This is a genomic window from Limnohabitans sp. G3-2, from assembly GCF_002778275.1.
In the GTDB taxonomy this organism is placed as follows: domain Bacteria; phylum Pseudomonadota; class Gammaproteobacteria; order Burkholderiales; family Burkholderiaceae_C; genus Limnohabitans_A.
This window is the reverse complement of record NZ_NESG01000005.1, coordinates 300,705-321,770: the sequence shown is the minus strand read 5'-3', so window position 1 is coordinate 321,770 and position 21,066 is coordinate 300,705. Positions and strand designations below refer to the sequence as shown.

General features: G+C 60.9%; 24 protein-coding genes. 11 read left to right on the top strand and 13 right to left on the bottom strand.

The genetic code is table 11. From position 1 onward, the window contains the following. Positions 1–2 precede the first annotated feature (2 nt). Together B9Z31_RS10140 and metF are read left to right on the top strand one after the other, a co-directional pair. On the top strand, positions 3–851 hold the full coding sequence (locus B9Z31_RS10140; RefSeq protein ID WP_100119434.1) for a TlyA family RNA methyltransferase: 849 nt from the start codon (positions 3–5) through the stop codon (positions 849–851). A 17-nt stretch (positions 852–868) separates the two neighbouring features. Further along, entirely contained in the window at positions 869–1,702 is an 834-nt protein-coding gene (gene metF / locus B9Z31_RS10135) for a methylenetetrahydrofolate reductase [NAD(P)H] (RefSeq protein WP_100119489.1), read from the top strand. Positions 1,703–1,824: 122 nt separating this feature from the next. Here the strand turns inward: metF and B9Z31_RS10130 are convergent, their stop codons facing one another. The 6 genes from B9Z31_RS10130 to B9Z31_RS10105 form a co-directional block, all read right to left on the bottom strand. Next, entirely contained in the window at positions 1,825–2,928 is a 1,104-nt protein-coding gene (locus B9Z31_RS10130; protein WP_100119433.1) for a 2Fe-2S iron-sulfur cluster-binding protein, read from the bottom strand. Between the two features lie 24 nt (positions 2,929–2,952). After that, positions 2,953–3,507, bottom strand: coding sequence for a 1,2-phenylacetyl-CoA epoxidase subunit PaaD (paaD, locus tag B9Z31_RS10125; RefSeq protein ID WP_369804687.1), 555 nt, complete (start codon positions 3,505–3,507; stop codon positions 2,953–2,955). Positions 3,508–3,510: 3 nt separating this feature from the next. Continuing rightward, a complete protein-coding gene (paaC, locus tag B9Z31_RS10120; RefSeq protein ID WP_100119431.1) occupies positions 3,511–4,293 on the bottom strand; it encodes a 1,2-phenylacetyl-CoA epoxidase subunit PaaC in 783 nt (260 codons plus the stop codon). Between the two features lie 18 nt (positions 4,294–4,311). Then, entirely contained in the window at positions 4,312–4,608 is a 297-nt protein-coding gene (gene paaB, locus B9Z31_RS10115) for a 1,2-phenylacetyl-CoA epoxidase subunit PaaB (RefSeq protein WP_100119430.1), read from the bottom strand. Next, positions 4,605–5,636 carry a 1,2-phenylacetyl-CoA epoxidase subunit PaaA gene (paaA, locus tag B9Z31_RS10110; RefSeq protein ID WP_100119429.1) on the bottom strand — a complete coding sequence of 344 codons (1,032 nt, stop codon included), beginning with the start codon at positions 5,634–5,636 and terminating at the stop codon, positions 4,605–4,607. Before paaA ends, paaB begins: the two co-directional genes overlap by 4 nt. Positions 5,637–5,765: 129 nt before the next feature. Then, entirely contained in the window at positions 5,766–6,653 is an 888-nt protein-coding gene (locus B9Z31_RS10105; RefSeq protein WP_100119428.1) for a 23S rRNA (adenine(2030)-N(6))-methyltransferase RlmJ, read from the bottom strand. Positions 6,654–6,850: 197 nt separating this feature from the next. On the opposite strand from B9Z31_RS10105, the gene rplM reads away from it, so the two are divergent. The 3 genes from rplM to erpA all read left to right on the top strand — a co-directional run bounded on the left by rplM (position 6,851) and on the right by erpA (position 8,240). Next, positions 6,851–7,282, top strand: a complete 432-nt coding sequence (rplM, locus tag B9Z31_RS10100; RefSeq protein WP_089953382.1) for a 50S ribosomal protein L13 — start codon at positions 6,851–6,853, stop codon at positions 7,280–7,282. An 11-nt stretch (positions 7,283–7,293) separates the two neighbouring features. Beyond that, positions 7,294–7,686 carry a 30S ribosomal protein S9 gene (rpsI, locus tag B9Z31_RS10095; RefSeq protein WP_100119427.1) on the top strand — a complete coding sequence of 131 codons (393 nt, stop codon included), beginning with the start codon at positions 7,294–7,296 and terminating at the stop codon, positions 7,684–7,686. A 188-nt stretch (positions 7,687–7,874) separates the two neighbouring features. Then, the gene (gene erpA / locus B9Z31_RS10090; protein WP_100119426.1) at positions 7,875–8,240 is read left to right on the top strand and encodes an iron-sulfur cluster insertion protein ErpA; all 366 of its coding nucleotides are present in this window, start codon (positions 7,875–7,877) and stop codon (positions 8,238–8,240) included. A 33-nt stretch (positions 8,241–8,273) separates the two neighbouring features. Here erpA and B9Z31_RS10085 read toward each other — a convergent pair whose 3' ends face one another. Beyond that, positions 8,274–9,413: an anhydro-N-acetylmuramic acid kinase gene (locus B9Z31_RS10085; RefSeq protein WP_100119425.1), complete on the bottom strand. Its 1,140-nt coding sequence runs from the start codon at positions 9,411–9,413 to the stop codon at positions 8,274–8,276. 96 nt (positions 9,414–9,509) lie between these two features. Further along, complete coding sequence (locus B9Z31_RS10080; RefSeq protein ID WP_100119424.1) at positions 9,510–10,976, bottom strand: M23 family metallopeptidase; 1,467 nt, start codon at positions 10,974–10,976, stop codon at positions 9,510–9,512. Between the two features lie 143 nt (positions 10,977–11,119). Here B9Z31_RS10080 and tyrS point away from each other — a divergent pair, with 143 nt between their 5' ends. The 4 genes from tyrS to dbpA are packed head-to-tail and all read left to right on the top strand — an operon-like array spanning position 11,120 to position 15,227. Beyond that, on the top strand, positions 11,120–12,352 hold the full coding sequence (gene tyrS / locus B9Z31_RS10075) for a tyrosine--tRNA ligase (RefSeq protein ID WP_100119423.1): 1,233 nt from the start codon (positions 11,120–11,122) through the stop codon (positions 12,350–12,352). Positions 12,353–12,401: 49 nt separating this feature from the next. Next, on the top strand, positions 12,402–13,328 hold the full coding sequence (locus B9Z31_RS10070; protein ID WP_100119422.1) for a cation diffusion facilitator family transporter: 927 nt from the start codon (positions 12,402–12,404) through the stop codon (positions 13,326–13,328). Next, positions 13,325–13,768, top strand: a complete 444-nt coding sequence (dtd, locus tag B9Z31_RS10065; protein ID WP_100119421.1) for a D-aminoacyl-tRNA deacylase — start codon at positions 13,325–13,327, stop codon at positions 13,766–13,768. Before B9Z31_RS10070 ends, dtd begins: the two co-directional genes overlap by 4 nt. Positions 13,769–13,805: 37 nt before the next feature. Next, entirely contained in the window at positions 13,806–15,227 is a 1,422-nt protein-coding gene (gene dbpA / locus B9Z31_RS10060) for an ATP-dependent RNA helicase DbpA (protein ID WP_100119420.1), read from the top strand. 219 nt (positions 15,228–15,446) lie between these two features. On the opposite strand, the gene ybeY is transcribed toward dbpA, so the two are convergent. Next, entirely contained in the window at positions 15,447–15,902 is a 456-nt protein-coding gene (ybeY, locus tag B9Z31_RS10055) for an rRNA maturation RNase YbeY (protein ID WP_100119419.1), read from the bottom strand. 18 nt (positions 15,903–15,920) lie between these two features. Next, a complete protein-coding gene (locus B9Z31_RS10050) occupies positions 15,921–16,901 on the bottom strand; it encodes a PhoH family protein (protein ID WP_100119418.1) in 981 nt (326 codons plus the stop codon). Between the two features lie 93 nt (positions 16,902–16,994). Between B9Z31_RS10050 and ruvA the strand changes: the two genes are divergently transcribed. Further along, positions 16,995–17,570, top strand: coding sequence for a Holliday junction branch migration protein RuvA (gene ruvA, locus B9Z31_RS10045; protein WP_100119417.1), 576 nt, complete (start codon positions 16,995–16,997; stop codon positions 17,568–17,570). A gap of 14 nt (positions 17,571–17,584) precedes the next feature. Continuing rightward, complete coding sequence (gene ruvB, locus B9Z31_RS10040) at positions 17,585–18,637, top strand: Holliday junction branch migration DNA helicase RuvB (protein WP_090044825.1); 1,053 nt, start codon at positions 17,585–17,587, stop codon at positions 18,635–18,637. Between the two features lie 185 nt (positions 18,638–18,822). Here ruvB and B9Z31_RS10035 read toward each other — a convergent pair whose 3' ends face one another. From B9Z31_RS10035 to ttcA, 3 genes are read right to left on the bottom strand one after another with little or no spacing between them, the layout of a single operon-like run. Continuing rightward, positions 18,823–19,470: a histidine phosphatase family protein gene (locus B9Z31_RS10035; protein ID WP_100119416.1), complete on the bottom strand. Its 648-nt coding sequence runs from the start codon at positions 19,468–19,470 to the stop codon at positions 18,823–18,825. A 15-nt stretch (positions 19,471–19,485) separates the two neighbouring features. Continuing rightward, positions 19,486–20,115, bottom strand: a complete 630-nt coding sequence (locus B9Z31_RS10030) for a hypothetical protein (protein ID WP_100119415.1) — start codon at positions 20,113–20,115, stop codon at positions 19,486–19,488. Positions 20,116–20,133: 18 nt separating this feature from the next. Continuing rightward, positions 20,134–21,066: a tRNA 2-thiocytidine(32) synthetase TtcA gene (gene ttcA, locus B9Z31_RS10025; protein WP_100119414.1), complete on the bottom strand. Its 933-nt coding sequence runs from the start codon at positions 21,064–21,066 to the stop codon at positions 20,134–20,136.

The window sequence follows — 21,066 nt, the reverse complement described above, 5'->3', positions numbered from 1 at the left end:
CCATGCGCATTGACCAACTGCTCGTCGAACGTGGCCTGGCCGCTTCTCGCTCGCAAGCCCAGCGGCTGATTGCGGGGGGCGTGAATTGGCAGCAGCCCGACGGGGCTTGGCGCACCGTCGTCAAAAACCGCGACGAGGTACCTGAGAGCGCCGCCTTGGAGTTGCTCGATGACGCCGAGTCGCGTTATGTCTCGCGAGGCGGCCTCAAGCTCGAAGGCGCTTTGAAGGCCACGGGCGTGCAGGTCGATGGCTTGCGCTGCCTGGATGTGGGTCAAAGCACGGGTGGCTTCACCGACTGCTTGCTGCAGCACGGTGCGGCCGAGGTGGTGGGGGTGGATGTGGGCCATGCCCAGGTGCACCCGCGCATCAGCCAAGACGAGCGTGTGGTCTGCATCGAAGGCGTGAATGCGCGAGAGTTGGCGCCGGGCGACGAACGCATCCCCGATGCGCTCGAAGGCTTTGACCTGATGGTGGGCGATGTGTCGTTCATTTCGCTCACCCTGGTCTTGCCTGGCGTGGTGCATTTGCTCAAGCCCACGGGCCAGCTGCTCATGCTGGTGAAACCCCAGTTTGAATTGCAGCCGGGACAGGTGGGCAAGGGCGGCATCGTGAAAGACGACACGCATTTCCCGTTCATCGAAAACCGCGTGCGCACGGCACTGACCGAATTGGGCATGCAAGTGACGGCCTGGCTGGACAGCCCGATTGCGGGGGGTGACGGGAACCACGAATTTTTTGTGCAAGCCTGCTGGCCTGACCCTGCTGCGGTGCAGCCCGCACGCGAGGCCGCGCGCGTGGCGCACGAGGCCGATCTGGCCGCCAAGGCTTATGCCAAGGCCAACGACGATTGATTTTTGAAGGTGTTGTGATGTCTGGTTTGAAGCTGCCGATCAGCCTGGAATTTTTCCCACCCAAAACGCCTGAGGGCGCAGAGAAGCTGCGCGTGGTGCGCGACAAGCTCTACACCCTCAAGCCTGAGTTTTGCTCGGTCACCTACGGTGCGGGCGGATCGACCCAAGAGGGCACGTTTTCCACCGTGAGTGCCATCTTGGCTGAGGGCGTGGCCGCGGCTTCGCACTTCTCGTGCATTGGTGCCACCAAGGCTTCGGTGCGCGAAGAATTGGCCACCCTCAAAGCCATGGGCGTCAAACGCCTGGTGGCTTTGCGTGGCGACTTGCCCAGCGGCTATGGCGCAGGGGGGGAGTTCCACTACGCCAGCGATTTGGTGGCTTTCATTCGCACGGAGACGGGCGACGACTTCCACATCGAAGTGGCGGCCTACCCCGAAATTCACCCACAAGCCAAGTCGCCCGAGTCCGACTTGCAGGCCTTTGCCACCAAGGTGAAGGCGGGCGCCAACTCGGCCATCACGCAGTATTTTTACAACAGCGACGCTTATTTCCGTTTTGTGGACGACGCCTACAAACTGGGTGTCGATGTGCCCGTGGTGCCGGGCATCATGCCCATCACCAGCTCCTCGCAGTTGCTGCGCTTTTCTGACGCATGCGGCGCAGAAATACCGCGTTGGATTCGCCTTCGCCTGCAAGGCTATGGGGATGACATCGCCTCGATCAAGGCCTTCGGCCTGGATGTGGTGTCGGACCTGTGCGAGCAGCTGGTCAACGGCGGCGTGCCGGCGATTCACTTCTACACCATGAACCAGAGCGCGGCGACCTTGGACATTGTCGAGCGCTTGAAGTAAGGCAAGACCCTCGCCCTGAGGGCGGGGCGACGGCCAAACAGCCGGCCAACGCGCGCGGGTGGTGTGTTGGTGCAGGAACTGTGTACCCCCGCGCACCTGCCCCGCAGCCGCCGTGAAGGGCTTCAGCGCTCGTCGAAGCTGATCACCACCCGGTCGCTGGTGGGGCGGGCTTGGCACGACAGGATGAAACCTTGCGCGACTTCGGGTTTTTCGAGGGTGAAGTTTTTCTCCATCTCGGTGCTGCCCTCCATGACTTTGCAGCGGCAGGTGCAGCACACACCAGCTTTGCACGAGTAGGGCAGGTCCAGGCCCAGTGACAAGGCGATGTCCAGGATCTTCTCGTTCCGGTTCATCGGCATGTCATATGGCTTGCCGTCCAGCACCACGGTCAGTTGCACTTCACCTGTCTCGCGGATGGCGGGGTGACCCAGCACCGCTTGGCTGCGCTGCTCAGGGCTGAGCGCGTCGAGTGTGGGCGAGCTGAAGCGCTCGGTGCGGATGCGCTCGGGTTTGACGCCAGCGCTCAGCAGGGCTTGCTCGGTGGCTTCGATCATGGCCTCGGGGCCGCACACAAACACTTCGTCCATGCTGCCCACGGGCAAAAAAGCGTCGATGATGGCCTGCACTTTGGCGGCATCAATGCGGCCTTCGAGCAGCGGCACTTCTTGGGCCTGGCGCGAGAGGATGTGGATCAGCGTCAAGCGGTCGGGGTAGCGGTCTTTCAGGTCTTGCAGGGCCTCGTTGAACATCACGCTGTCCATGCGGCGGTTGCCATAGACCAGGGTGAACTTGGCGTCGGCTTGCTCTTCGAGCGTGCTTGACAAGATGGACAGGATGGGGGTGATGCCCGAGCCTGCGGCAAAACCCACACGGTGGATGGCGCGGGGGCGTTGCACCACAAAGCGGCCATCGGGCGGCATCACGCGCAGCGTGTCGCCCGCTTGGAGTTGTGTCGCAGCCCAATTGGAAAACACGCCACCTTCCACGGGGCGAATGCCCACTTCGAGCACGCCGTGATTGTGCAGCTGGCTGCGCGCCGAGCTGATGGAGTAGCTGCGGCGCACATCGTCTCCGCCAATGCTGGCACGCAGTGTCAAGAACTGGCCGGGCTGGAAGTCAAAGCTGCCGCGCAGGTCGGCAGGCACGCTCAGTGTGATCGCCACGGCACCGGCCGCTTCCGGGCTGATGCGTGAAATCTGAAGGTCATGAAAGCGGGGAGCGGACATGGTGCATGGCTGCTGCAAGGCAGTTCAGTAAGGTTTGAAGTAATCGAAAGGCTCCATGCACGCCAAGCACCGGTAAAGGGCCTTGCAGGCGGTGGAGCCAAAGTGTGAGGTTTCGGTGGTGTTGGCCGAGCCGCATTGCGGGCAGTTCACCACCTCGGGCTTGGCACTGCGGGCCGCAAACTGCACCACGTTGGCCGCGCCAGTGGGTGCGCTGGCACAGGCGTGCGGTGGGGCAATGCCGTAGGCGCGCAGCTTGTCTTTGGCGGCCTCTGTCATCCAGTCGGTGGTCCAAGCCGGGGCCAGTTGCGTGACCACTTTGCCTTGCAGCCCGTGGGCTTGCAGCAGCGCTTTCACATCGTCCTCGATCTGGCCCATGGCCGGGCAGCCGCTGTAGGTGGGGGTGATCACCACTTCGAGTCCTGCGGCGCCAGTGCGCACCTCACGCAAGATGCCCAGCTCGCGCAGCGTGACGACCGGGATTTCCGGGTCGGTCAGCTGCTCGAGCAGTGCCCAAGCGTGGGCCACATCGGCGCTGCGTGGGGGGGCAGAGGCGGGCAAAGCAGTGGGCACCATCGGCATGAATCACCAGGTCGCTTGCGGGTGCGCGCGGGCCAGGCTTTGCATTTCTGCCAAGACAAAACCCAGGTGCTCCGAATGGACGCCTTGCTTGCCGGTGGGCACAAAGCCGCCAAGGGCCGGGCGCTGGAGCGTGGCTTCTTGCAGTGCCGCGTCCACGATCTGGTTCCAGTCGTTTTGCAGGGCCGCCATGTCGATGCCGGTGCCATGGCTCAGCGCTGCCGTTTCTGCGGGACTGTTCGTCCAGAACTCTTGCGTGTAGGGCATGAATTGGTCGAGCGCGGCTTGTGCTTTGGCGTGTGACTCCTCGGTGCCATCACCCAGGCGCACCAGCCAATCTCGCGAGTGCCGCAGGTGGTAGCGCACTTCTTTGAGGGATTTGGCGGCAATGGCGGCCAGTTGCGCGTCTTTGGAGGCTTGCAATTGGTCCCAGGCCAGCACCATCAGGCTGCTGTACAAAAAGTTGCGCACGATGGTGGTGGCGAAGTCGCGGTCGCCCGCTGAGGTGGCGGCCATCAAAGGCCTGTGCGGCAATTCGCACAGGGTGTAATTTTTGAAGTCGGGCACATCGCGGAAATAGGCGAGCGTGTCTTCGGTGGCGCCGTTGCCTTGCAACTCGGCCGCGTGCTGGTACAGCATGCGTGCTTGACCGATCAAGTCCAGGCTGTTGTTGGACAGCGCGATGTCTTCTTCGAGGATGGGGCCGTGGCCACACCATTCGGCGTTGCGCTGACCGAGGATCAAGGCGTTGTCGGCCAGGTGCAGGAGATAGTCAATGGGGGCATTCATAGGGGCACTCATCGCCGCTCACATGTGACCGACTTCGTCGGGGATCACGTAAAAGGTGGGGTGGCGGTACACCTTGTCGCTGGCCGGATCGAAGAACTCGGGCTTGTCATTGGGCTCGCTGGCCGAGATGCTGGCCGAGGGGACGACCCAGATGCTCACGCCTTCCTGGCGGCGGGTGTAGACATCGCGCGCCATTTGCAAAGCGTGCTCGGCGTCCGACGCGTGCAGGCTGCCGCAGTGTTTGTGCTCCAGGCCTTGTTTGCTGCGCACGAACACTTCCCACAGGGGCCATTCTTTGAGTGCGGGCGTGCTCATGCTGCTTCCTTCATCTGACGTTGCTGTTGTTTTTGGGCGTGGGCCAGGGCCGCTTCGCGCACCCAGGCGCCATCGTTCCAGGCCTTGACGCGTGCACCCAAGCGTTCTTTGTTGCAGGGGCCGTTGCCGTTCACCGTGGCCCAGAACTCGTCCCAGTCAATCTGGCCGTAGTCGTGGGCTTGACGCGCTTCGTTCCACTTGAGATCAGGGTCGGGCAAGGTCACGCCCAGCACCTTGGCTTGGGGCACAGTGGCATCGACAAACTTCTGGCGCAGGTCGTCGTTGCTGATGCGCTTGATGCCCCAGCGCATGCCTTGCGCGCTGTTGGGGCTGTCGGCGTCAGGCGGCCCGAACATGGCCAGGCACTTCCACCACCAACGGTTCACGGCATCCTGCACCATGGTTTTTTGCTCGGCGGTGCCTTGCATCATCACCAAGAGGGCTTCGTAGCCTTGGCGTTGGTGAAAGCTTTCTTCTTTGCACACGCGCACCATCGCACGGGCGTATGGGCCATACGAGCAGCGGCACAGAGGCACCTGGTTCATGATGGCTGCCCCATCGACCAGCCAGCCGACCACGCCCACATCGGCCCAGTTGAGCGTGGGGTAATTGAAGATGGAGCTGTATTTGGCTTTGCCGGTGTGCAGGGCGTCCAGCATCTGGTCACGGCTGGTGCCCAGGGTTTCGGCAGCGCTGTAGAGGTACAGGCCGTGGCCGCCTTCGTCTTGCACTTTGGCGATCAGGATGGCTTTGCGTTTCAAGCTGGGCGCGCGGCTGATCCAGTTGCCCTCGGGCAGCATGCCGACGATTTCGCTGTGGGCGTGCTGGCTGATCTGGCGCACCAGGGTCTTGCGATAAGCCTCAGGCATCCATTCGCGGGGTTCGATGCGGCCATCCGCATCGATGCGGGCGTCAAACTGGGCTTGCAAAGCAGCGTCTTGTGCGCTCAGGGCTTTGGGCACCGCCTTCAGGCTGGCCGACTTGGCGTCGTCGGATGCTTCCGGGACGCTGAAAGATTGGGTGTACATGGCAGGTCTCCTGCGCCAAACAGGATGGGATGATCTTGGCGCGGGTGCCAGTATACCCATTAACCGACCAAGCGGTCGGTTAACTTCTTGGGTGGCGGCTCAGGTCTTTCCCTGAAGCCCATGCCCCCATCAGGACGATTCAACCGCCCAGTTTTTGCCGGACCCACGCGCCAGAGCCGGCCCCACAACGTCCAGCGCCTTGCGGATCTGGTCTTTCAAGGTGAAGGGGGGGTTGATGACAAACATGCCGCTGGCCACCAAGCCGCCTTCGTCGCCAGGGCCCCGGCCAATGGCCAAGGTGGCATTGAGCCATGGTTTTTGCGACTGGTTGGCCAAGGTGCGCAGCCGCTTGGGCAAGTCGTGCGCTTCAGGGCGCGGGATGATGGGGTACCAAACCAGGTACGTGCCTGTTGAGAAGCGTTTGAGGTACTCCTGAATCACGTTGGCCACTTTGGCGTAATCGGATTTGATCTCGTAGCTGGGGTCGATCAGGACCATCGCGCGCTTGGAGCCTGTGGCCGATGGCGGGGGCGGGAGCAGTTTTTTGAGCGCCTCAAAGCCGTCTTCTCGGCTCACGGTGACGGTGCGTCCGGCTTCGAGCTGGGCGATGTTGGACGTCAGGGATTTGCTGTCGGTGGGGTGCAATTCAAACAGACGCAAGCGGTCGCGGGACGCGTGGCGCATCAATTTGTGCATCAAAAAGGGCGAGCCAGGGTAAATCTTGGCCTGCCCATTGGGGTTGAAGCTGGCGATCTGCTCCAGGTAGTCCTGCACCGGATCAGGCAGGGCCTCCAGCTTTTCTGCCGCCTCCAAAAGCTTGAAAAGGCCGTCTTCGGCTTCCGCCCCTTTTTGGGAGTAATCGCCGTCTAAGCGGTACAAACCGGCCCCCGCATGGGTGTCAATCAGGGTGATGCCGGCCTCTTTTTGCATGAGGTGGCGCATGGTGGCGAGCAAGGTGATGTGTTTGAGCACATCGGCATGGTTGCCCGCGTGAAAAGCGTGTCGGTAACTGAACATGCCTTGATGGTAACCAATAACGCCCGCAAGTCCTTGATTTTTCGTATAATAGAAGGCTTCGCAGCGATTCAGTGGTCCCGCGGCGAAGACGCTGACAGCCGCAAGGCTCACGCAAATTCCCACCTAAGAGGCTCCCAAAAGAGGAGCACCGACCGTGGAAAAGGACCCGCCAAACCTTTCTTTTTAAGAGAAAACTCATGACAACAACTTTCAGCGCCAAACCCGCTGAGGTCGTGCACGAGTGGTTTGTGATTGACGCGACCGACAAGGTCCTCGGACGAGTAGCCAGCGAAGTTGCTCTCCGTTTGCGCGGCAAACACAAGGCCATTTACACGCCTCACGTCGACACCGGTGACTTCATCGTCATCATCAATGCTGCCCAGCTCAAAGTGACTGGCACCAAGACCATCGACAAAGTGTATTACCGTCACTCGGGCTATCCCGGCGGTATCACTGCAACCAACTTCCGCGACATGCAAGCCAAGCACCCTGGCCGCGCACTCGAGAAGGCTGTCAAGGGCATGCTGCCCAAGGGCCCACTCGGTTACGCCATGATCAAGAAACTCAAGGTGTATGGTGGCGCTGAGCACCCACACACCGCCCAACAGCCTAAAGTGCTGGACATCTAAGGAGCCTTGAGATGATTGGTGAATGGAACAATGGCACCGGCCGTCGCAAATCGAGCGTCGCCCGCGTGTTTCTGAAAAAAGGCACTGGCAAGATCACGGTCAACGGCAAGGACATCCAAGCCTACTTCGGCCGCGAAACTTCGATCATGATCGCCAAACAACCCCTCATGTTGACCAACCATGCCGAAACTTTCGACATCATGATCAACGTGCACGGCGGTGGCGAATCCGGTCAAGCCGGTGCATCGCGCCACGGCATCACCCGCGCCCTGATTGACTACGACGCATCGCTCAAGCCCGTGCTGAGCCAAGCTGGTTTTGTCACTCGCGACGCCCGTGAAGTGGAACGTAAAAAGGTCGGCTTCCACTCAGCCCGCCGCCGCAAGCAGTTCTCCAAGCGTTAATCCGCTTTTTCTGCTTCGACAAAAAGCCGCTCGGTTCGCCGCAGCGGCTTTTTGCTTTTTTGGGGGGCTGCTTGGGGCGCGATGCCGTGAACCGGCAAAGCCCATGTGAGCAGTAGCGTTACTGCGCCCAAGGGGTGTAATTCCCGACCAGCGCGCTATACTATTTGGCATTGAACCGGAGAAACACCATGAGCGCTCTTGCTGAAAATATCCAGACCGAAATGCCCGCCCCGATTGTCTTCACCGACAGCGCGGCCGCCAAAGTCGCCGACCTGATCGCCGAAGAAGGCAACCCCGATTTGAAGCTGCGCGTGTTTGTGCAAGGTGGCGGTTGCTCGGGCTTCCAATACGGTTTCACCTTCGATGAAATCACCAACGAAGACGATACCACCATGAGCAAAAATGGCGTGTCTTTGCTGATCGATGCCATGAGCTACCAGTACCTGATTGGTGCCGAGATCGACTACAAGGAAGACCTGCAAGGCGCACAGTTCGTCATCAAAAACCCGAACGCCACCTCCACCTGCGGCTGCGGCTCTTCTTTCTCGACGTGATGGCTTGAACGGCGAGCTTGGCTCGCTTGCATCTCAACGGGGGTAAATGGCCCCCAAAACACGGGCGCCTTGGGCGCCCGTGACGCTTGGCAAACTCGATGTTTCACGCCGCAGGGTTTTGGCGGCCAGCCAGGCAAAGGCGGCGGCTTCGACTTGCAATGGCGGCAAGCCCCGCTGTTCGCTGCCGATCACTTGCACCCCGGGCAGATGCCGAGCCAGGCGCTGCATGAGTTGCCCATTCAAAGCACCGCCCCCACACACAATCAGCTCTTGTGCAGCAGGTGCATGGCGCCTCACATCGTTGGCGCACGCCAAAGCTGTGAATTCGGTCAAGGTGGCCTGAACGTCCTGAGGCGCCAAGGTGTCGGTGGGCAAGCGGGCCTTCAGCCAAGCCGGGTTGAACAAATCACGGCCTGTGCTTTTCGGGGGCGTGCGCTGTAAAAAATCTTCAGCCATCCAGCCCGCCAAGACATGCGGGATGACTTGCCCGCTGGCCGACCAAGTGCCGTTGTGGTCAAAGGGTGCGCCCGTGTGGGCGTTGCACCAATGATCCATGAGCGCATTGCCAGGGCCGCAGTCCCAGCCCAGCACGGTGCCGTCCGGGTGGAGCACGCTCAAATTGGAAATACCGCCGATGTTGAGCACCGTCACACAGGACGCTGGGCGTCCAAACACACCTTGGTGAAAAGCGGGCACCAAGGGGGCTCCTTGCCCGCCAGCTGCCAGGTCGCGGTTGCGAAAATCGGCCACCACATCGATGCCTGTCAGTTCACCCAGCAAAGAGGGGTTGATCAGTTGCAGGGTATAGCCGACCGGTGGGCGATCAAGGGCCGCATCACCATCGAATTCCAGTGGGCGATGCCGCACGGTTTGACCGTGAGCCCCAATGGCCGCAATGTCTTGGGGCTGAAGGCCGCTGGAAGACAGCAATTGGTGCACCACATCGGCGTAATGACGCGCAATGTGGTTGCCCGCCAAGGCAGCGCGGTGCAACTCATTGGGGCCGCTTTGGTTCAGCGCCATCAGTTCGGCTTTGAATGGCGCATTGAAAGCCGTGAAGGCGTGCGCCTGAACGGCCAACTGCCCCTGAGGGTTGACGCGAGCCAGCACGCCGTCCACACCGTCCAAAGAGGTGCCAGACATCAGGCCAATGAAGTTCTGGGGGGTAGGCATGTGAGGACGAGGCGCTAGGGCTTGGGTCGAGGTTCAGTTGGGCGCACTGACATAAGCAGGCCGTGCATCAAAAAAGGGCCTTGCGGCCCTTGTGGATCACTGAACGTTGCCTTCTCGCATCTGCGCGGCCGCCTGGAGCTGCGAACGGGCTTGTGATGCAACCGTTTTGAACCGTGCCATGGCGGATGGGCTGAGCGGCACGCTTTGCGCTTGCTGAATCACTTTTTGGGGGTCCACGTGAGTGCCATTGACGCGGAACTCAAAATGCAGGTGAGGGCCTGTGGACCAACCTGTCGAGCCCACCGCACCAATGGTTTGCCCTTTTTGGACCGATTGGCCTTTGCGAACCTGAATGCGGCTGAGGTGGGCGTACACGGTGGAGTGGTTGTTGCCGTGGCGCACGATGACCACATTGCCAAAGCCGCCTTGCACCCCAGCAAATTCAACCACACCATCGCCCACAGTTTGTGCGGGCGTGCCTGTGGGCGCAGCGTAATCCACGCCCAAGTGGGCTTTCATGGTTTGGAAAATGGGGTGCAAGCGCATGGCAAAACCACTGGTTTTGCGCGAGAACGCGACGGGAGAAGCCAAATAGGTGCGGCTGAGGGTTTTGCCGTCCAAGCTGTAGTAATTGCCCTTTTGGCCCGGTTCTTGGTGCCAAACGGCTTCGTAGGTTTTGTTGCCGTTGTTGAATTCTGCCGTCAAAACACGGCCGGTGCGGATGGGCTCTCCATCGGCTTCCAGGACTTCGTAAACCACCGCAAAGCGTGCGCCTTTGCGCAGCGTGCGGTGAAAGTCGATTTGGTTGGAGAAGATTTGGGTCAGCTGGCCCACGATGGCATCGGGCAAGCGGGCTTCGTCGGCCGCGTCATAAAGTGAGCTGGCCACTGTGCCGCCTGTCATGCGCAGGCTGGTGTTCATGGGCGAGGTTTCCAAGACTGCTTGGAGACCTGAGTTCGTGCGCTTGATGGCCAGACGCTGGAAGAACGTATCGCTTTCGTTGTTGAGCCAACGCACATGCAATTGGCTCAAGCGCTCTTGGTCGTCTGCCTCGGCCACAACCGAACGGCCTGCTTGTTTGAGGGCCTGTTTGGCCAAGGGGTGCTTGCGCAAGAAGGCCGCCGCTTCAGGATCCACCATGCCCAGACGGCGCAGCAAACTCTCTGGGGTGTCTGAGGAACGGGTGCTGTCTGTGCGCGTCAGGCGCATGTTCACCAAATCGAGTGCTTGGGCCTGGGCTTGCAAAGACGGCGACTCTACGGGAACCGTGACCATGACCACGGGTTGGTCGGCAATGTCGGGACCTAAATTGGCAATGGCGAATGCACCACCACCGCCTGCGAGCAGAACCGAAGCCAAAGTGGCGCTGATGGTTTTGGGGTGTCGCTGGAGCCAGCGGCTGCACACCTGAAGGACCGATGTCAGCTGGGGGTGCTGACCATCCAGCCAAGCGAGCAGGCGTTGTGTGCCCAGCAGCACCGCGCCGAGCGCGGCTGTGCACAGGAACAAAAAGCCGACTAAGAAAGACACCAGACGGGTCTGAATGGAAACTAAAAATGACATCAAATGGATGGGTGTTTCGTGGCCAGTTCTCAGTGGGAGAGCCTGGCACGATGTTCACAGTCAAGGCACCCCTAAAATGGGCGACTTGGGAATATCGGACCATTGTACTGGTCTATGGCCATTTGACTTTAGAAAAAACCCTTATGAATCAAGCGCTTGTTACAAAATTTCCTGTGACGGACAAGGCCCTGGAGGCCATGGAGGTCACTTTGCGGGGGTGCGATGAGCTGATTCCCAAGGAAGATTGGCTACAAAAGCTCGCCAAATCCGAGGCCACAGGGGTGCCACTGCGCATCAAACTCGGCCTGGATCCGACGGCGCCCGACATCCACATCGGTCACACGGTGGTTCTGAACAAGATGCGCCAGTTGCAGGATTTGGGGCACCAGGTCATCTTTTTGATTGGCGACTTCACCAGCTTGATCGGTGACCCTTCGGGCCGCAACAGCACCCGGCCGCCTTTGACACCCGAGCAAATCAAGCTCAACGCCGAGACTTATTACAAGCAAGCGAGCTTGGTCTTGGATCCGGCCAAAACCGAAATTCGGTACAACAGCGAGTGGAGTTTGCCCCTGGGCTCCATGGGCATGATCCAGTTGGCCGCCAAGTACACCGTGGCGCGCATGATGGAGCGCAACGACTTTCATGACCGGTTCAAGGCGGGTACGCCCATCAGCGTGCACGAGTTTTTGTACCCGCTGATGCAGGGCTATGACTCGGTGGCCCTCAAGTCCGACTTGGAGTTGGGCGGCACCGACCAAAAGTTCAACCTGCTGATGGGCCGTCACCTGCAAGCCGAATACGGGCAAGCGCAGCAATGCATCTTGACCATGCCCTTGCTCGAGGGTCTGGATGGCGTGGACAAAATGTCCAAGTCCAAGAACAACTACATCGGCATTGCCGAAGAACCCAACAGCATGTTTGCCAAGGTGCTCAGCATTTCTGATGTGCTGATGTGGCGTTGGTACACCTTGCTGTCGTTCAAGTCCATGGCCGAGATCGAGTCGCTCAAAAAAGAGGTGGACGGCGGGCGCAACCCGAAAGACGCCAAAGTCATGCTGGCCAAGGAAATCACCGCACGTTTTCACAGCGCAGCCGCTGCCGATGCCGCGGAGCAGGATTTCATCAACCGCAGCAAAGGCGGCGTGCCAGATGACATCCCTGAAGTGTCTTTGTCAGGTGCCCCGCTGGGCATTGGCGCCTTGCTCAAATCGGCAGGTTTGGCCCCTTCGACCACAGAAGCTGGGCGTTTGGTGGACGGCGGCGGTGTGCGTGTGGACTCCAGCGTGGTCAGCGACAAGGGCTTGAAACTGGAAGCAGGCACTTACATTGTTCAGGTGGGCAAGCGTAAATTTGCCAAAGTGACGCTGTCTTGAGCCTTGTCCTGTTCATCGGCGCTTCATCCCCCAGGCGTATCCTGAGCCCATGAAAAATTTTGACGCTTGGATGACGCCCAAACGCATGCTCTGGGCTTCGGTGGTGGTGGCGTTGATCACCATTGGTCTGAAAACCTTGGCATGGTGGCTCACCGATTCGGTGGGCTTGCTGTCTGACGCGATGGAGTCCCTGGTCAACCTGGCCAGTGCCATTTTTGGTTTGATGATGGTCACCGTGGCCGCCAGGCCAGCGGACGATGCGCACCCCTACGGGCACCACAAAGCCGAGTATTTTTCTTCAGGCTTTGAGGGCATCCTGATCGTGGTGGCTGCTTTGGGCATCATTTGGGCCGCGGCACACCGGGTGTTGGACCCCCAGCCCATTGAACAAGTGGGCTTGGGTTTGGCTTTGTCGGTGGGCAGTTCGGCCCTGAACGGTTTGCTGGCTTGGCTGATGTTTCGCGCGGCCAAACAGCACCGTTCTTTGGCGCTGGAAGCCGACGCCCGCCATTTGGTGACCGATGTCTGGACTTCCGCTGGCGTGGTCATCGGCATTGCTTTGGTGGGTGTGACCGGTTGGCTGTGGCTGGACGCGGTGGTGGCGATCGGCGTCGCTCTGAACATCCTGAAAGAAGGCGGGCACCTGATCTGGTTGTCTTCGCAAGGCTTGATGGACGAGGCCTTGGAGCCTGAGGTGTTGGCCGAGGTGCAAAAAGTTTTGGATGGTTTTGCCCACCAGCGCGGCGAGACCGAGATCATCCGTTTTGACCACTTGCACACCCGCAAAGCCGGGCAACGTCGTTTTGTGGACGTCCACATGCACATGCCCGCCAGTTGGACCTTGGGCCGAGCTGCAGCCTTGCGCGGCAGTGTCGAGCAAGCCCTGATGAGCGAAGTGCCCGGTTTGCGCGCCACCATTCAGCTGTTGCCCAGCGATGTCGAGGTGCACTTCAACGATGCGCGGGATTTGAAATGATCGCTGTGCTGCAAAGGGTGAGCGAAGCCAGCGTGCGCGTGGAGGGCGAGGTCATCGGCCGGATCGGCGCGGGCTTGTTGGTGCTGCTTTGTGCCGAAAAAGGCGACACCGAAGCGGTGGCTGACAGGATGCTGGCCAAGATGCTCAAGCTGCGCATCTTCAATGACGCCGCTGGAAAAATGAACCTCAGTGTGCAAGACGTGGCCGGTGGCCTGCTGCTGGTGAGCCAGTTCACGCTGGCGGCCGATGTGTCTTCGGGCACGCGCCCGGGGTTTTCAGGGGCTGCAGCGCCGGACGATGCCCGCCGTCTCTATGCTTATTTTGTGGCACAGGCCCAAAAAGGACACCCGGTGGTGCAAACCGGCCGCTTTGCCGCCGACATGAAGGTGGCGCTGGTCAACGATGGACCGATCACGATTCCGATGCGCATGACGGCTTGAGTCTGAGCTGAGGCCGATGCCCGCCGATAATCGGGGCATGACTGAAAAATTCCCCGCTGTGTCTCCCGCCTCGATGACCTCTCGTTTTGACCAGCTCGCGCTGTCACCTGCCACCCTTCAAAACCTCGAACAACTGGGCTACACCCAGATGACGCCCATCCAGGCGGCCAGCTTGCCTTTGACCTTGGCAGGGCAAGACCTGATCGCCCAAGCCAGCACCGGCAGTGGCAAAACGGCCGCTTTCGGTTTGCCCTTGATAGAACGTTTGCAAACGGCGGGTTCGCCCAGCGCCGCCATTCAGGCGGTGATTTTGTGCCCCACCCGCGAGTTGGCCGACCAAGTCACCCAAGAAATCAGACGCCTCGCGCGTGCCCGACAAAACGTGAAAGTGGTCACCTTGTGTGGCGGCGTGGCTTTGAGGGGACAGACCGTGAGTTTGGAGCACGGCGCCGATGTGGTGGTGGGCACGCCCGGCCGCATCCTGGACCACCTGGAGCGGGGCTCGCTGAGTTTGGCGGGCGTGAACACGCTGGTGTTGGACGAAGCCGACCGCATGTTGGACATGGGCTTTTTTGACGACATCGCGAAGGTCGTGCGCCAGTGCGCCAAAGACCGCCAGACGCTGCTGTTCTCCGCCACTTACCCCGAGGGCATTGCCAAGCTGGCCGCGCAGTTCATGCGCGCGCCGCAGACCGTGAAAGTCGAGGCGCAGCACAGCGCGCACAAAATCCGCCAGGTGTTTTACGAGGTCAGCGAGAGCCAGCGGCTGGATGCCATCTCGAAACTGTTGGCGCATTTCCGTCCGGAGCGCACGCTCGCTTTTTGCAACACCAAGCAGCAATGCCGCGATCTGGTGGCGGTGCTGCAGGCGCAGGGCTACAGCGCGCTGGCGCTGTTTGGTGAATTGGAGCAACGCGAACGCGACCAAGTGCTGGTGCAGTTTGCCAACCGCAGCTGCTCGGTCTTGGTGGCCACCGATGTGGCCTCACGTGGGCTGGACGTGGAGGGTTTGGAGGCGGTCATCAACGTGGACGTGACGCCCGACCCTGAAATCCACATTCACCGCATTGGCCGCACGGGCCGGGGGGACGCCGAAGGCTTGGCGCTCACACTGGCCAGCATGGACGAGATGGGCTCGGTCGGCAAGATCGAGCTGATGCAGGGCCGCGAATCCAACTGGGCGCCTTTGGCGGGGTTGACACCTGCCGAGGGTGGGCCGCTTCAGCCGCCCATGCGCACTTTGCAAATCGTCGGTGGCCGCAAGGAAAAAATCCGTGCAGGCGATGTGATGGGCGCTTTGGCGGGCGAATGTGGACTGACCCGCGAGCAGGTTGGCAAGATCAATGTGAACGAGTTCTCCACCTATGTGGCGGTGCAGGCTGCACTGGCCAAAAAGGTGGAGGCGCAGCTGTCGCACGGCAAGATCAAGGGCAAGAGCGTGAAGGTTCGGTTGCTCTGATTGTTTTTTGAGAGCGGTGAATGGGGCGATGCGGCGGGCGCCTCATGACGGGGTACCGAAAATCGGCGCCCGCCGCATCGCCCGATTCCCCTTGGTGGTCATTGGAAAACCTAAGAGTGTTTCACGCCCACAACGGTTTCGGTTTGGGTAGGGCCGGGTGACGATTTTCGGTACCCCGTCATGAGGAACCCGGCCCTACCCAAACCGAAACCTCACTCATTATCGATAGGGATTTTTCAACCCCAATCCCGCCAAAATGGCCACCTCATAGGCCTCCATCTCCTGGGCATCGGCCTCGCTGGTCTCATGGTCCCAGCCTTGCGCGTGCAAAGTTCCGTGCACCAGCAAATGCGCGTAATGCGAGGCCAGCGTCTTGCCTTGCGCCTTGGCCTCACGCGCCACCACCGGAGCGCACAGCACCAAATCGGCCAGCACCACAGGCGCTTGCGCATAGTCAAACGTCAGCACATTCGTGGCGTAATCTTTTTTTCGGTAACTCTGGTTCAGCGCGCGGCCTTCTTGCTCGCCAACGATGCGCACTGTCATCTCGGCGTCGTCAGCCAAGGCATGGCGAATGGCGCGGGTGACCGCGTGCCGGGGCAGGGCCGCGCGGTGGCGCGCCGCGTTGGGAATGTCACCAAATTGCAGGGACAGTTGGAGATGTTGCAGTGGCATGGGGTTTGGGTGGGTTCTTCAATCGTCTGTGGGCAAAGGCTTGCGGCGGGTCGTGACACCCGCGCGCATGGCGGCACTGCCTTGCGCTTCGTAGGCGTCCACAATGCGGGCCACCAGCGGGTGGCGCACCACGTCGGCACTTGAAAAGCGTGTGAAGGCAATGCCTTTGACGCGCTTCAACACCCGCTCCGCGTCGATCAGCCCGCTCAGCTGGCCTTTGGGCAAGTCGATCTGGCTCACATCGCCCGTGACCACCGCTTTGGCGCCAAACCCAATGCGGGTCAAAAACATCTTCATCTGCTCGGTGCTGGTGTTTTGCGCCTCGTCCAAAATCACAAAGGCGTTGTTCAGGGTGCGCCCGCGCATGAAGGCCAAGGGCGCGATCTCGATCGCGTTGCGCTCAAAGGCCTTTTGCACCTTGTCGTAACCCATCAGGTCATACAGCGCGTCGTACAGTGGGCGCAAATAAGGGTCCACCTTTTGCGACAGGTCCCCGGGCAGAAAGCCCAGCCGTTCGCCCGCTTCGACGGCCGGGCGTGTCAGCACGATGCGCTGCACACTGGCCCGCTCCAGCGCGTCTACCGCGCAGGCCACGGCCAAATACGTTTTGCCTGTGCCCGCAGGGCCGATGCCAAAGCTGATGTCGTGCGTGGCAATGCTTTCCAAGTACGCCGCTTGGACGGGGGTGCGCGCCTTCAGGTCGGCGCGGCGGGTTTGCAAGGTGGGCAGGTCGGCTTCTTCGCCCCCGCTGTCGCCCACCAGCATGAGTTGCACCATGTCCGGCGCAATGGGGCGGTCGGCACGTTCGTAAATCGCCTGCAAAATCTCCATGGCCCGCATGGCCACGGCCTTGGGGCCGTCCACTTTGAACTGCTCATGGCGGTGCGCGATGCTCACTTGCAAGCCCGCTTCGATGGTGCGCAGGTGGGCGTCCATGGGCCCGCACAGGTGCGACAAGCGGGTATTGTTGTGCGGGATGAAGGTGTGTCTGACGATCAAGTTGATAATCCTAGCTGTGCGCGGTTTCTGGCCAGGATGGCCCGGGCGACTGCGCATTTTCTCCCATCACAGGCATTTAAGGCGTCCTCCTCCATGATTGGCAAACTCACCGGCATCTTGAGCGACAAAAACCCACCCGAGGTGATCGTGGACTGCCATGGCGTGGGCTATGAAGTGAATGTGCCCATGAGCACTTTTTACAACTTGCCGGCCACGGGCGAAAAAGTCAGTCTGGTCACGCACTTTGTGGTGCGTGAAGACGCGCAAATCCTCTACGGTTTCGCCACTTTGGCCGAGCGCGAAGCCTTTCGCCAGCTCATCAAAATTTCAGGCGTCGGCCCGCGCACGGCCCTGAGCGTGCTGTCGGGCATGAGCGTGACCGATCTGGCACAGGCCATCAGCACACAAGAAGTCGGGCGTTTGGTCAAGGTGCCTGGCATTGGCAAAAAAACCGCCGAGCGTTTGTTGTTGGAGCTCAAAGGCAAGCTCGGTGGCGACCTGGGCGGCTTGTTTGCGGTCAACACCCCCGACGCGCAAAGTGACATCCAGCAAGCCCTCATTGCCTTGGGTTACAACGACAAAGAAGCTGCCGCGGCCCTCAAGAGTTTGCCCGCTGACGTGGGCGTGAGCGAGGGCATCAAGCTGGCGCTCAAAGCCCTGAACAAATGAAGATGAACTGAGCCATGAGCATCCGCACCGACGATTTCGCCCCCCAACCCGAACCGCGGGTCATCTCAGCGGCCCCTGTGTCCCACCAAGAAGAGGCCATTGAGCGGGCCCTGCGCCCCAAGCTGCTGGATGAGTATGTGGGCCAGGTCAAGGTGCGCGAGCAATTGGAGATCTTCATCAGTGCGGCCAAGATGCGCGAGGAGCCGCTGGACCACGTGCTGCTGTTTGGCCCGCCGGGCTTGGGCAAAACCACGCTCAGCCACATCATCGCCGCCGAGCTGGGCGTGAACCTGCGCCAGACCAGTGGCCCGGTGCTCGAAAAACCCAAAGATTTGGCGGCGCTGCTGACCAACTTGGAGCGCAACGATGTGCTCTTCATCGACGAGATCCACCGCCTCTCGCCTGTGGTCGAGGAAATCTTGTACCCGGCACTGGAGGACTACCAGATCGACATCATGATCGGCGAAGGCCCAGCGGCCCGCAGCATCAAGCTCGATCTGCAGCCCTTCACCCTGGTGGGTGCGACCACCCGAGCGGGCATGCTGACCAACCCGCTGCGCGACCGCTTTGGCATCGTCTCGCGCCTGGAGTTTTACACGCCTGAAGAGCTGACCCGCATCGTGACCCGCAGCGCCGGTTTGCTCAAAGCGCCGATTGACCCCGAAGGCTCGTTCGAGATCGCCCGCCGCTCCCGCGGCACGCCGCGCATCGCCAACCGTTTGCTGCGCCGTGTGCGTGACTATGCCGATGTGAAGGGCGACGGCACCATCCACAAAGGCCTGGCGCAAAAAGCGCTGGTCATGCTCGACGTCGACCCTGAAGGCTTTGATTTGATGGACCGCAAGTTGCTGGAGGCGGTGATCCACCGCTTTGACGGCGGCCCGGTGGGGCTGGACAACATCGCCGCCAGCATCGGTGAAGAGCGCGACACGATCGAGGACGTGATCGAGCCGTATTTGATTCAGCAAGGCTATTTGCAACGCACCCCGCGCGGGCGCATGGCCACGCTGGCGGCTTTCAGGCATTTGGGCGTCACACCGCCCAAATCGTTTGGCGAACGGATTTAAAGCCGCAAGCTGTTTTGTTTTTTGTGGGAGCGAGCCCCTGCTCGCGAATGGCCGCTCTGGCACTTCCAGCATTCGGCCGCAGGGGCGGCCTCCCACAGGGGCAGCCTCACAGAGGGGCGGCCTCCCACAGGGGCGGCCTCACACAGGGTCAATAGGGGTGGATGGGTGTGTGAACCCTGGCCAATTCAGACGCTTGTCTCGTCCTGGCCCAGCGCATCGAGGTGCGAGGTGTCGCCCCAGCCCACCAGCGACAGGCCTTGCGGTGTCCACAGCAGTCGGTTGACGGCGGTGTTGGTCAGATTCCAAGTGCGGGGGGCTTGCAGGTCCAGTCGGGTGGCGGCGCGGTACAGAATGTCCAGCACGCCACCGTGCGCCACCATCACGATCTGTTGACCGGGGTGCCGGGCCGCCAGTTCGTCCACGGTGGCCACAATCCGTTCACGCAGGGCGAGCAAAGACTCGCCGCCATCGGGCGGTGTCCAGTCGGGTGTGCGTTTGCGCCAGTGCCAAGCGTGCTCGGGCAGCTCGACTTCGATTTCGGCAAAGGTGCGGCCTTGGAAAGCGCCAAAGTGGCGCTCGCGCAAGCCGGGGTGTTGCACCACCGTTTGACCGACCGCTTGTGCAATCGCTTGAGCGGTGGTGTGGGCGCGTGAGAGGTCGCTGGCATAAATCGCGTCGATGGCGTCTCGCCCCTTCAGCGACTGGGCCAAATGCAGCGCCTGGCGCAAGCCCACCTCGTTGAGCGCAATGTCCAGATGACCCTGCAGTCGGGTGTCGACGTTCCAGGCGGTTTCGCCGTGGCGAATCGCCAAAATTCGGGTGGGTTCAGACATGTCGTGAAGGGCGTCTCAGCGCGGCAGTTCGATGTTGACCCGGCGCAGCCCTGCGGGTGGGTTGGGGAAGTTGGCCATGGCCGCTTGGAACAAGGTGGCAAAAATGGGCACGCTGTCACGCCAAGGGCCGGCGTGGCTGGCGCGGGTGTCGTAAACCACTTGGCCTGATGTCAGGTCGCGCAGGATCAGGCTGACCTCGCGGCGGTAATGTGTGGGCGGTGGAAAACGCATGCCCATGCCCAAGCCCCAAGGCGTGCCCAAGCCCGAGCCGATGGTCACACTGCCGTGAGGCGTCCAGCCCGGCCCCATCGGGCGGCCCCAAGGGTCGGCCATGTAGGGCGAGTCGCTGAAGCCGACCAGCACGCTCAGGCTGGCTGCAGCGTCGTCGCGCACCAGGCCCACGGCGGTCATGGCGGCCTGCGCTTGCTGCTCGGCCAGCCCGGCTTCGGGATTGTGGGCTTGGGTCGGCAGTCGTTCAAAACGGTACTTGGCCCCCTGCAAGCTCATGCCAGATGGCACCGCCGCGACGGACACCACATCGCTGTCGATCAACCGCATCGAGGCGCAGCCCGTCAGCCAGCTCAAGGCCAACGCAGCCACGGCCAGCGAAAACCACCGCGTGAGCTGCCGAGTTGCTGTGCGCATGCGCTGCCCCTTTGAGAACTACAACGAGATGACCTGAATGCCTGGCAAAGAGGGCTCTTTGAACGCTTCCTCGTCAAAGGCTTTGTCCCCGTCGTCCGATTCGATGCCCGTGATTTTCAGGTCCTTGAAGCCATGCAGTTTGGCGTCCATCAGGTGTGAAGGCACCACATTTTGCAAAGCCGCAAACATGTTTTCAATCCGGCCAGGGTGCTTCTTTTGCCACTCGCGCAGCATATTGCCCACCTGCAGGCGTTGCAGGTTCTCCTGGCTGCCACACAGTGTGCAGGGGATGATGGGGAACTGTCGGTGTTCTGCCCAACGGATGAGATCGGTTTCGGCCACATAGGCCAGTGGGCGGATCACCATGAACTCGCCGTTGTCGCTGACCAGCTTCGGGGGCATGCCCTTGAGCTTGCCGCCAAAGAACATGTTCAAGAAGAAGGTTTGCAGCATGTCGTCGCGGTGGTGGCCCAGGGCCAGCTTGTTGCATTTGAGCTCACGCGCGACGCGGTACAAAATGCCCCGGCGCAGACGCGAGCACAGGCTGCACATGGTCTTGCCTTCGGGAATTTTGTCCTTCACGATCGAGTAGGTGTCTTGCGTCTCGATGTGGAATTCCACGCCCAACTCTTTCAAGTAAGCGGGCAAGATGTGGTCGGGAAAGCCAGGTTGCTTTTGGTCCAGGTTGACCGCGACCAGTTCAAAGTCGACCGGGGCACGGGCCTTCATCTTGAGCAAGATGTCCAGCATGCCGTAGCTGTCTTTGCCGCCCGACATGCAGACCATGATGCGGTCGCCCGCTTCGATCAGGTTGAAGTCGGAAATCGCCTGGCCCATCTGGCGGCACAAGCGTTTTTCAAGTTTGTGGGTTTCGCGCTCGATCTTGATGGCCTTGGCGGCCTCAGATTCTGCTTGCGCTTGTACCCAGGCGTTGTCGGTTTCTGTGTTCAT